Origin of the sequence: Vibrio sp. SCSIO 43097, from assembly GCF_023650755.1 — a bacterium.
In the GTDB taxonomy this organism is placed as follows: Bacteria; Pseudomonadota; Gammaproteobacteria; order Enterobacterales; family Vibrionaceae; genus Vibrio; species Vibrio alginolyticus.
On sequence record NZ_CP071840.1, the window covers coordinates 1,599,091 to 1,609,725 of the forward strand.

General features: G+C 43.0%; 10 protein-coding genes. 2 read left to right on the top strand and 8 right to left on the bottom strand.

Going from position 1 to position 10,635, the window contains the following annotated elements:
- Window positions 1–142 precede the first annotated feature (142 nt).
- On the top strand, window positions 143–1,027 hold the full coding sequence (locus J4N40_RS08315; RefSeq protein ID WP_005377338.1) for a LysR family transcriptional regulator: 885 nt from the start codon (window positions 143–145) through the stop codon (window positions 1,025–1,027).
- A gap of 115 nt (window positions 1,028–1,142) precedes the next feature.
- Here J4N40_RS08315 and J4N40_RS08320 read toward each other — a convergent pair whose 3' ends face one another.
- Window positions 1,143–2,048, bottom strand: a complete 906-nt coding sequence (locus J4N40_RS08320) for a TIGR03571 family LLM class oxidoreductase (RefSeq protein ID WP_086046771.1) — start codon at window positions 2,046–2,048, stop codon at window positions 1,143–1,145.
- 132 nt (window positions 2,049–2,180) lie between these two features.
- Window positions 2,181–3,086: a LysR family transcriptional regulator gene (locus J4N40_RS08325; RefSeq protein WP_005377343.1), complete on the bottom strand. Its 906-nt coding sequence runs from the start codon at window positions 3,084–3,086 to the stop codon at window positions 2,181–2,183.
- A gap of 112 nt (window positions 3,087–3,198) precedes the next feature.
- Between J4N40_RS08325 and dkgB the strand changes: the two genes are divergently transcribed.
- The gene (gene dkgB / locus J4N40_RS08330; RefSeq protein ID WP_017821668.1) at window positions 3,199–3,999 is read left to right on the top strand and encodes a 2,5-didehydrogluconate reductase DkgB; all 801 of its coding nucleotides are present in this window, start codon (window positions 3,199–3,201) and stop codon (window positions 3,997–3,999) included.
- A 198-nt stretch (window positions 4,000–4,197) separates the two neighbouring features.
- Here dkgB and J4N40_RS08335 read toward each other — a convergent pair whose 3' ends face one another.
- The 6 genes from J4N40_RS08335 to J4N40_RS08360 all read right to left on the bottom strand — a co-directional run bounded on the left by J4N40_RS08335 (window position 4,198) and on the right by J4N40_RS08360 (window position 10,397).
- A complete protein-coding gene (locus tag J4N40_RS08335; protein WP_033906133.1) occupies window positions 4,198–4,890 on the bottom strand; it encodes an SDR family oxidoreductase in 693 nt (230 codons plus the stop codon).
- A 106-nt stretch (window positions 4,891–4,996) separates the two neighbouring features.
- Entirely contained in the window at window positions 4,997–5,695 is a 699-nt protein-coding gene (locus J4N40_RS08340) for an IclR family transcriptional regulator (RefSeq protein ID WP_017635969.1), read from the bottom strand.
- An 87-nt stretch (window positions 5,696–5,782) separates the two neighbouring features.
- Window positions 5,783–7,753 carry a tetratricopeptide repeat-containing diguanylate cyclase gene (locus J4N40_RS08345; protein WP_170893390.1) on the bottom strand — a complete coding sequence of 657 codons (1,971 nt, stop codon included), beginning with the start codon at window positions 7,751–7,753 and terminating at the stop codon, window positions 5,783–5,785.
- A gap of 187 nt (window positions 7,754–7,940) precedes the next feature.
- Window positions 7,941–8,294 carry a DUF2750 domain-containing protein gene (locus J4N40_RS08350; protein WP_005377352.1) on the bottom strand — a complete coding sequence of 118 codons (354 nt, stop codon included), beginning with the start codon at window positions 8,292–8,294 and terminating at the stop codon, window positions 7,941–7,943.
- Between the two features lie 175 nt (window positions 8,295–8,469).
- Window positions 8,470–9,084 (bottom strand): OmpA family protein, encoded by a 615-nt coding sequence (locus tag J4N40_RS08355; protein WP_005377354.1) that lies wholly within the window; start codon window positions 9,082–9,084, stop codon window positions 8,470–8,472.
- A 2-nt stretch (window positions 9,085–9,086) separates the two neighbouring features.
- On the bottom strand, window positions 9,087–10,397 hold the full coding sequence (locus J4N40_RS08360) for a TolC family outer membrane protein (protein ID WP_250654462.1): 1,311 nt from the start codon (window positions 10,395–10,397) through the stop codon (window positions 9,087–9,089).
- Window positions 10,398–10,635 lie beyond the last annotated feature (238 nt).

Consider the following 10,635-nt stretch of genomic DNA (forward strand, 5'->3'; position numbering starts at 1 on the left):
ATCATTGAATATGAATGGATAAACGAATAGCCCGTCTCCATGTCGTGTATTATTAAAGAGTTATTCGTTGCGAAAAATGGTGTTTATTACAAAATACTTTTGTTATAAATGATTAAAATGCGCAGTTAAGAAAGGGGATGAAATGTTAACCCGATCAGATGAATTAGAGATTCTCATGGCAGTTGTGGATAGTGGTGGATTTTCTTCCGCTGCTGATGCACTAGGTATTCAAGTCGCTAGGGTGTCTCGTGCGGTTAGTAAAGTTGAATCACAGTTGGGGGTAACCTTGCTGAATCGCACGACACGCAGAGTGGAAGTTACTGAGGAAGGGCATCAGTTTGTTGAAGCGGTTCGCTTAGGTTTACTACAAATACAGCAAGCTGAAGAAGAGATCATCACACGAGGTGAATTACCCAAGGGGCGCTTAAGAGTTGATGCCGCTAGCCCATTTGTTTTACATCAACTCGTGCCGTTAATTCAGCCATTTAAAGAGGCTTATCCTGATATTCAGCTCGATCTTACCTCTAATGAGGGTTTTGTGGATCTATTGGAAAAAAGAACCGATGTGGCGATACGTATTGGACGATTATCGGATTCAACACTGCATGCTAAACCTTTAGGAACAAGCCCACTATTTATCGTTGCCACGCCTGGTTATTTATCTAAACGAGGTTTCCCTGAAGCGGTGAGCGATTTGCGCAGTCATAACTTGATCGGTTTTTCTGGCGCTAAAGTGTTAAATCAGTGGCCATTACGAGGGTTTGAGATGATAGAGCCTGATATCCTATCCAGCAGTGGTGAAACGGTTAGACAGTTAGTGCTGGCAGGGAACGGCATTGCATGTTTATCTGGCTTTATGGTGAAAGATGATCTTGATTCTGGGCGGTTAGTGGCATTGTTTGAATCGGAAAAAATCACAAATACTGGACGAGAACAGGTCAATGCTGTGTTCTACAAATCTTCTTCAGTCTCTAAGCGTATTTCCGCGTTCATCGACTTTATTCAACCAAGACTTACTTTAAAATAACACTATTATTGTTGTTTTAACAAAAGAGTTTTGTCGTTATTGCAGCTTTTGTTTTTCCAACTGCCAAGCCTAGCGTGCCACCCCTTAGTAAGGTGGCACATATTTTTATTTGCTCTTAGTTAAAGCGTGGCAACACGTACTGAGCGATCTGTTCCATTGATTTATCAATTGGTTGGCTATTACGACGGAAATGCAACCCGATGTGATTGACTCCTGCTTCTTGCATTTTTTCTAGCTCATCGCTCAAGCCATTGACTCCGGCCTGGATACCAAAATGATGCCGAACGACTGGTGCATTTGGGTTATCGACTAAATCAAGATGAATAAAGCTGGCGTAGGGTTTGTTTCCCGCTACGGAGCGCCAAAGTGCAACGCGGTGTTCATGATCATCAGGTGTGCCTGGGTAGGCGAGCCAGCCGTCTAGGTTTTCTCCTATCCATTGTGGACTTTGCTGCGCTAACCCTGCGACATAGATAGGAATATCAGCAAACTCGGGTAATAACTGTAGATCGTTACCCAGCTTATCATTTTGCGTATCTTTCAAAATCTCTACACTTTCTCGAAAAGCCGAGCCACGGCTGTCAAAGTTAGCGTTAAAAACGGGATATTCACTAGGACGGTCTCCACTAGCCACACCGAGTATCAGGCGGTCACCACTTAACTCGTTGATGGTCGCAGCGGCTTTTTTCACTAGCCAAGGTTGTCTTAACGGTAATACTATCGCTGCTGTCCCTAGTAGAATGTTGTCGGTGCACGCAGAGAGATAGCCAAGATAACTGAACGGTTCATAAATTTGTGCCGCGTCTCCAAAGTTAGGGTCGTACAACGGGACATCTCTCACCCACGCTACGTTAAAGCCTAACTTATCGGCTAACATAATACGCTGTTTATGTGCACTCATGTCTGGTACGCCGAACGGTTTTCGTTGGAGCAGGCGTTTTTTCTGGCCTTCTTGGGTCCAGTCATTATCTAGGGGGAGCTCAACCCCGATGGTGAATCTGTTACTTAAATCTTTATGCATTATGAAGCCTGACTATTACTGTGAGTACTAGGAGGCAAGGTGCCTCCCTGATATTCAGGACACTATGAGATTTTTGTTGTGAGAAAAAGCGGCAAAAAGACAAAAGTGTTTTGCCACAAACAGCGGTGGCCTTTAAAGGAACTGGTGGTTCTCTACCTTGATTTCTTGCTTGATGAAGTCAATAAAAGAGCTGATCCGGCGTGAGGTACTGGCATTTTTGTAATACACCGCATGAACGGGCTGTTCGACATTATGCGTGTGTTCACTAAGCACGCCCACTAAGCGACCAGCTTGTCGGTCAGAGTAGGTCATAAAGTCAGACAGGCAAGCTATCCCCGCACCATGTAAGGCTAAACATCTTAGCGTCTCGCCATTATCAGATCTTAGGCTACTCATAATACGCAGAAGTTTGTTCTTATCATCCATGATCGGCCATTCCTTAAGATACTCCGGCTTGTTGAACCCAAGTAGCTTGTGATTGAGTAACTGATCTATTGAGGTTGGAGTACCATGTTGTCTTAAATACTCTGGACTTGCGACGATTCGAATCCGACTTTTACCAAGAAATATCGCGCGCATGGTTGAGTTTTGTAGCTCACCGATACGAAAAGCAATATCGGTTTTTGTTCCCAAAAGGCTAATATTTTCCTCATTGGAATTGAGATCGATTTCGACTTCTGGATACAAGCTCTGATATTTAGCAATGTGCGGCGTTAGTACGTGCAGTAAGAAGGGGGTAGCTGCGTTTATTCGTAGGAGGCCAGAAGGCTTATATTTCTGGCTTTTCAGTTGTGCTTCGGCATTCTCTACTGCTTCTACAATATGTCTGACTTTATCGAGGTATATCGTTCCTTCATTAGTAACATCTAACTTACGGGTTGTGCGATTTAACAAGGTCGTTTCGAGTTTGGCTTCTAGCCGAGATACCGATCGACTCACCGCCGAGACGGTCATCGATAACAGTTCAGCCGCAGAGCTGATTGAACCCGTATCGACCACGGCCATAAAGGTGCGCATTTCATCTAGAGTAGCTTTCATTGTTGAATATATTTCAAATTAGATTTGAGTATTGTTAACTTTACGGAAAGTTTCTTGAGGCGTAAAGTTTTGCTTCGAATCAACTATAAAATCGATAATTCAGGAGATTTAGATGAAAGTACCATCATTTGGCGTCGGCACGTTTCGTTTAGAGGGTGAAGTAGTTAAGGATTCAGTCCGTAATGCGTTAGAAGTGGGTTACCGCGTAATTGATACTGCACAGATTTACGGTAATGAGGCAGAAATCGGTGAAGTATTGACACAGTCCGGTATTGCACGTGATGAGCTATTCATTACGACCAAGATCTGGGTTGATAACATGAACACGGAACAACTCATTCCAAGTCTAAAAGAGAGCTTAGAAAAGCTAAATACAGATTATGTGGATTTGACCTTGATCCACTGGCCTGGCAATAACAATAACTTGAACGAATACATGGCTTCATTACTTGAAGCTAAATCGCAAGGGTTAACCCGTAATATTGGCGTATCCAACTTTAATATTGACTTGTTGCAACAAGCGATAGAAGTGGTCGGTAAAGAGAATATTGTTACTAACCAAATCGAGCTTAGCCCTTATTTGCAAAATCGTAAGTTGGTCAGCTTCATGCAGGAAAACGATATTCAGGTAACGTCTTACATGACCTTGGCATATGGGAAAGTACTTGGGGACCCAACTATTGCAGGTATTGCTGAGGACTATCAGGCCACGCCCGCTCAAGTCGCGCTTGCTTGGGCTTTGTCAAAAGGTTACGCGGTGATCCCGTCTTCAACTAAACGAGAGAATTTGGCAAGTAACCTGAAAGCACTTGAACTTAATCTGAGTGAAGAGACGATTGCAAAGATAGATGCGTTGGAAAGAAATGGCCGCGAAGTAAACCCTGAAGGGCTAGCGCCTGAGTGGGATGATTGAGTGAGTTTCACGGGAAATCATTGTCTAAATGACACCTCTGCAATCGCTGACTTCCTCAGCGTTTGACGGTAGTACAACACCATAGACGATAACGGCTCGCTTGTCTGACGATAGTGCGAGCTTTTATCTTTTTGGCCTATTAGTTTACTGTATTCTCCCGGCCTTCAATTTGGCCGGGAGACGTCATTTAGAGAACAGTTACCATTCGATTGTAGAGCCATCAAATACGCGGAAGCTTCCGGATTGCTCAAGTGTTAGCTGTTCTGCGACCGAAACAATACCAGCAACACTTTCCTCGGCAGAAAAGGTTGCGTCCTCACCGCCCATATCGGTTTTTACCCAGCCGGGATGAACTGCGACAGTTTTTACTCCTCGCGATTCGAGATTGCGTGCTGCTGATACTAGAACCTGATTAAGCGCTGCTTTAGATGCTCGATAACTGTACATGTTACCTGAACTGTTATCGCTTAAACTCGCAACTCGGGTTGAGATTCCCACGATGGTTTTGTGCTGACTTTTCGCAACGTTGTCTTGTAGTGCTTGAATTAGCAGGGCAGGTGCGACGGTATTTATGTTTAGTACTTCTAGCCATTTTTTCTGGGTCATTTCGCCAAGCGTTGCACACTCTTCGCCTAATACACCTGCATTCAGAATTAAATGATCGAGCGGACGATCCGCTAATCGAGTGGCTAACTGATCGATATCTTGTTGGTTAGTGACGTCTAGAGCCATCAGTTGAAGTTGATTAGATTGGGTTACTAGTTCATTGAGCTGCTTAGCATTTTCTGGTGAACGACAAGTTGCGATAACTTGCCAACCTTTTCCAAGGTAGTGGCGGACAAATTGCAAGCCTAAGCCACGGTTAGCGCCAGTGATTAATACAGTAGACATCGCTTCTCCTACGTTGTTGAGTTGAACAACGACCATATTAGAGGCGACGTATAAGCATGTAATCAAAACAGTATAAAAATGGCCTAGAATTCGACATTGTCAAATCTTAAAGTTTGAGAAAGATGCTGGCAAAGTGTTTTAGCCTAGTGACCGTCAGTTCGGAGGCAGCACCGCTGACACCTGCAACAGCAACGACTTTACCATCCAAGTAAAGGGGGATCGCTAAGCAATTGAGGTTTGGCTCTGCCTCTTCTAAATCGAGTGCGTAACCTGATAATACAACCTGATTAAGTTCAGTTTCTAACGTGGGGGATATTTGGCTTTCAAGGCGCAATGTTCGGCGAAGCTCATCATCAAAACTAAGAAAAACCTTGCCGATCGCAGATGTTGTGAGTCCTTCTCGTTTCCCTCTCGGGCTACGGATAGTAAGAGGGTTATCCTGCTCTATAGCATCGATATACAAGTACTCTTTAGCGCCACTTTGTACAGCGAGGTAAGCAGTGTTGTTAGTCATTTGGGCCATTTTTTTCAGCAATGGAACAAAATGTTGTCGGATAGCTTCGTTTTTTTGTTCAATCGGCTTAGATAGTTCATAGCATCTAAACCCTAGGCTGTAGCTATGGTTGTGTTTGGATACATATCCAAGAGAGTGTAGAGTCGCAAGTAACCCGTGAACAGTCGTCTTATTTAACTGGATCGCATTACTGATCGTCTGTAATGATAGGGGAGACTCACTCATCGAGAGCAACTCGAGGATTAGAAAACCTCGCTCTAGAGACTGAATGTTTTTTCTTGCCTTGGGCACAAAGACTCCTTGATGATGGTGTTGCATCTGAATGGCTTACTGATGCTTCCACCTATAACAAACCACTACGCTGGTGGTTTGGTTTTATTAGAGAATATACTCAGCACTTAAACTGATCGGCTCGTTGTATGCGTCCACAAGGGAGTTTTTTCCTTGCTTCTTAGCATTGTATAACGCTTGGTCTAATATCGAATAGAGCTCATCAAAGTTGGTGAGTGGCATTGAGGTTGATAGATAGGCCAGACTCGCAGATATATTCAATTGATGGTCATTAAGCGAATGTACACTCTTTTCTGAAATTGTTTTATGCAGACTTTGTATTCTAAAGGGAACGTCAATCTCATCGACGTTTTTCAATAGCAAGATAAACTCTTCTCCACCTAAACGACCCAAGTAATCACCCTTATTAAGTTTAGCTTTAAGCGCTTTGCATACCTGTTGTAGTACTAAGTCGCCAGTCGGATGACCGTACTGATCATTAATCGCCTTAAAGTCATCTAGATCGATTAATGCTAGAACGTAGCGGAAGTCTCCTTCCGCTTTGGAGGTTTGGCTTTTAATCGTCTCTATAATTGCCGCTCTGTTTAATGCACACGTTAAGCTGTCTATTTTGGCTTTTAAGCGTGTTTGTCGCTGAACCATCAATGCCAGAGCGAGGAGAATCAATAAACAGAAAACAACAAAATTATAAGTGCGTTGTTGGTCTGTGAGTTTTTCAAACTGGTACTGACTTAGAAGAGTTTCGTTGTTCAACTGCGCGACTTGTAGATCATATTCATACTCTTTTTTAGTGAGATCTAGTGCCTCTAACGCCTTGATATTACTCGCGTCTCGGTTCGTTAGTTCAATCGTCGAGTAGGCCTTGTGATGCTCCAGCGCCTTTTTGTAATCATTTTGAGCTTGGTATGCTTTTGAGAGGAGTAATTGGGCTTGCGCTTGCAATAAGGGCCTAGCGTTTTTTACCGCTAATCTTAACGCAATTGTACCGTGTTCAATCGATTTTTCGGGTGTATGGTTCTTTAAATATGCCAATCCAGCAGCCAAATGACCCTCTGTTTCAAGGTGCGTATTCTCATAAGTTTGGGCAATGTTTAATGCTCTTCCAATGTAATCTACCGCGGTATCCAATTGCCCAGAATCGGCCAAAGCAGCAGATAACCCTAAATAGGTCAACCCTTGCCCGTATGGATAATGAAGTTGTTCGAGAATCGTTAATGCATTTTTGTAGTGGCTGATGGACTTATCGAGTTCTTTGGATTTTCTGTACATCGCTCCTAGACTATGTTCGACTTGCGCAACTTCAAGAGGTGTCCCTTCATCTTGGCGAACCAGTAAGGCTTGAATGAGATATTGCTCTGATTGTTCAAATTGCCCCAGCTCTGCAAGTAAATTGCCGACGTCATTGTAAATCCCTGAAGGATCGCTTTGCGTCGACATGTTGGCCATCAACTGTCGATACAAACTTAAGGCTTTTTCATAGTCACCACGGTAATTGTAGTTATTTGCTACCACGCGCAAAGCAAGATCAACAGGGAAGTTTTCTTGATGCTTATGATTTAAGTGGCTCTCTATGGATGAGCAATAAAAGTTTGCTTTGTGATAACGACCTTGTTGATTCAGCGTATAACAAAGTTGATAGTTCATCAGAGCCTTGCCTTCGGAATCGGATATTTTCTTCATTGTCTGTCGCAAAGAAGAAAAGCTATCTACTGAGGCCTCGTAACTACCATGCTTACGTTCATTTAAGGCAAGAATATATTCTGATTCTAATTGAGAAAAATGGTTGTCTAAGACTTGACTGCTGCCGTAGTAAGGCTGATTTATGTTTGACATATATTCATAAATCAATCCACTTACGTAGAGCTTTTCGCTGTCCGATTTCGCTGTATGGTAGCGATCTTGAAGCATGCTCAATGCCGACTCAGGGTTGCTTCGTAGTGTGGTTTGGTAGACAGAGTGCCACTGTGTGATATTTTGGTTTGGTTCAATATCTTGAGTGTCGCTTGCATATACTGGAGTGAGCAAAAGTGACGCAAGCAAGGGATAGAGCACGCGCATGTTTAAACGAGCCTTTAATTTAAGGTGCCTTTAAAGTTGAGTTATCATAGCGCTTTTAACGCATCAGCGTTGTGATTAAGTTGGGTGTACTAAGAAAAAGAGTAGTAAAACTATGCACTTGGTCGAGATATTGAAAGAAGAGGCATAAAAAAGAAAGACCTCAACATAAAGTTGAGGTCAGAAATCTTTAATCAATGTAAAGCTTTGCTAGATCTTGAGGCTCCATTTCTTTGCCTTCTAACTGATCGTTCCAGTTAGTTCCAACAAGAACACCATCTTCAGCAAGAGTCAAAAGCCAATCTTCAACAAAGATATCTAATGGGATTTCTAGTACAGTAAAATCTGCCCATTCTTCAACATTATGTGCTTCTGCATCTTCTTTAGAAGACCAGAAAGGCATGACTTCGCTGTTTTCGAATTCAGTTGAATCGCAAGATAGCCAACCTTCTTCATTGCGTAAACCCCAAACCAATTGGTTTTCTTTCGTTTCTGCAACAAAAAGGTCAAGGTTCGCTTGGATATCTGATGTAAGTTTGCTCATTTCAAAACTCTCGTTGTTATGACGTGGCTAGAGTAACACTAAAGTGCCGATTCCTAAAGCATAATACGGTTGTCGAAATGAGTAAAAATAAAGGAGCCGAAGCTCCTTTTCTGAGGTTAAGTATTCACTCGTTTTTGTTTGCTTTGTGCTTGCAGAGCAAACAAAAACAGGTGCTTTACCTTTCTGGAAGAGTTGTGAATATTGTCCACTCTCTTTTTATCTCGCCTTTGTAACCAACGACTGATGCGGTTACTCGACGATTTAAAGCATGGCTGACTTCATCGGTCCCTTGCTGTGCTAAGTGAGTGTCACCAAAACCAACAATGCGGACTCTACTCGGTTCGATGTCGTAGCTTAGTAGGGCTTCACGGACATTGCGTGCTCGTCTTTCAGAAAGATCTTGGTTATGCTTTGAACCACCAACTTTACTAGCATAGCCGTGCAGCTCTATCGAAGTAGTAGGGTACTCTTTTAAAAAGTCGGAAAGCTCTCGGACTTGTCTTCTGAAGACTGGATTGATCTCATCAGAGTCGTTAGCAAAAAGTATCCGCACTTGCATGTTATCTGATGCTTTAATGTATTCTCCACAACCGTCGTTGTCGACCTCTGAGCCTTCAGGTGTACCTGGGCACATATCTCGAGCATTGATGACACCATCGTTATCGTCATCTTGCAAATCTGCTATTTGTTCTGCATTTGGTACAGGACGATACTCATATTCGTCTTCAGCAACAACGTGTTGAGTGATGGCGAGCATACCCAATGCAAATAGAATCTTCACTGGTTTCATGATCAGTACTCCACCTTTTCATTCCATTCTGTAGGTACATCGACACGCAAGGCATTTAACAATTGGCCAGTCGCGTTCATAACGCGGTACTTGGCGTACTGCTCTGAGTATCGAGCATCCAAGTAGTTCTTTCTCGCTTCGAAAAGTTCGTTTTCAGTATTTAACAAGTCCAGCAGAGTGCGTTTTCCAATGCGATACTGCTTTTCGTAGGCGATGACAGTTTCTGAGGCCGAATCTACGTGATCCGCTAGGAACTCTTTTTGTTGAAGTGTTAAATCTAACGCACTCCAAGATAGACGAAGACCTTCTTCTACTTGGCGGTATGCACGTTCTCTTAGGTCTTTTGCTTTATTTAGTTGGTAGGCAAAACTTTCAGCGTTGGCTACGTCACTACCACCGTTAAAGAGGTTGTAACGCATACGTAACATTGCTGTTGTCTCTTCGCTGCTTCCTTCGATACCGCTTGCATCATCACGCCATGTTTGAGCCGCTTCTACCGATATCGTTGGGTAGTAAGTTCCCTTAGATTGCTTGTATTGGAACTTTGCAGAGTCCACATCAGCTACCGAAATTTTGATTACTGGATGTGACTCGAATGCCAAGTCAATCGCTTCATCGATGGTGTAGGGAATAAAGTTTTGGTCCGCTCTTGGGAAAATCAATCCTTGTGGTGACTGTCCGACAAGGCGTGTAAAGGTGGTGTGGCTGTCATATAAGTTGTTCTGAGCTGCCACCAAGTTACCATGAGCCTTTGCTAAACGAGCCTCTACCTGGGTTAGGTCTGCTGTAGAACCGATACCTGAGTTAACTCGCTTTTTAATGTCTTCATAGATCTTCTTATGCACTTTCAAGTTATTCTCGGAAAGTGTAAGAATTTCATAAGCTTTTACTGAGTCTAAATAAACTTTCGCGACCTCTAGAGCGGTGTCTTGGGCATCAGCTAGAAGTTGATAACGGACCGATTCAGCATCAGCTGCTGTTCGATCCATATCATTAAGTGTCGCTGAGCCATCCCATATTAGCTGGGCTAGTGTCACGGTGGCTTCTTTTCTTGTCAGATCGGTTGAATCTCGCCCTGACTCTGCGGGTTTGATTCCTTCGTAACCGATACCGGCATCTAAGTCTACGGATGGGAGGTAAGCACCACCAGATGCTTCATTCACATACTGCTTGCTAACGAATTCATTGAACGCACTTTTGATGTCAGGATTGGTTTTTAATGTGTTTTCAACCGCTTGCTCTAGCGTTTGCCCAAAAGCATGACTAGCGGTGAACATACCAATACAAAAGGCGTTGGCACGAGTCCACTTCACTGTGATTCTCCTAGATAATGGTAAAAATTCTCGAGGTGATAGGGCTTATAAGTGGAATACTTATAAGGGCGTCAATAATTTAGCGCACAATAACATTAATATGCGATGAAGTAACCTGTTGATTCGCTGTTCATTTGTTTCAATTTTGATAAATCAACCTACTAAATCTGCCTAAAACTTGAATTAAGATCTCAAATTAAAGATGGAGGTAATGGCTAGAAACGAGTGTCCAGATTTT

What these genes read in the sequence shown, in the direction of transcription:
- J4N40_RS08355 (WP_005377354.1), bottom strand. Translation starts at nt 9,084, where the DNA reads ATGAAACCAGTGAAGATTCTATTTGCATTGGGTATGCTCGCCATCACT.
- J4N40_RS08350 (WP_005377352.1), bottom strand. Translation starts at nt 8,294, where the DNA reads ATGAGCAAACTTACATCAGATATCCAAGCGAACCTTGACCTTTTTGTT.
- J4N40_RS08335 (WP_033906133.1), bottom strand. Translation starts at nt 4,890, where the DNA reads ATGTCTACTGTATTAATCACTGGCGCTAACCGTGGCTTAGGCTTGCAA.
- J4N40_RS08345 (WP_170893390.1), bottom strand. Translation starts at nt 7,753, where the DNA reads ATGCGCGTGCTCTATCCCTTGCTTGCGTCACTTTTGCTCACTCCAGTA.
- J4N40_RS08325 (WP_005377343.1), bottom strand. Translation starts at nt 3,086, where the DNA reads ATGAAAGCTACTCTAGATGAAATGCGCACCTTTATGGCCGTGGTCGAT.
- dkgB (WP_017821668.1), top strand. Translation starts at nt 3,199, where the DNA reads ATGAAAGTACCATCATTTGGCGTCGGCACGTTTCGTTTAGAGGGTGAA.
- J4N40_RS08320 (WP_086046771.1), bottom strand. Translation starts at nt 2,048, where the DNA reads ATGCATAAAGATTTAAGTAACAGATTCACCATCGGGGTTGAGCTCCCC.
- J4N40_RS08315 (WP_005377338.1), top strand. Translation starts at nt 143, where the DNA reads ATGTTAACCCGATCAGATGAATTAGAGATTCTCATGGCAGTTGTGGAT.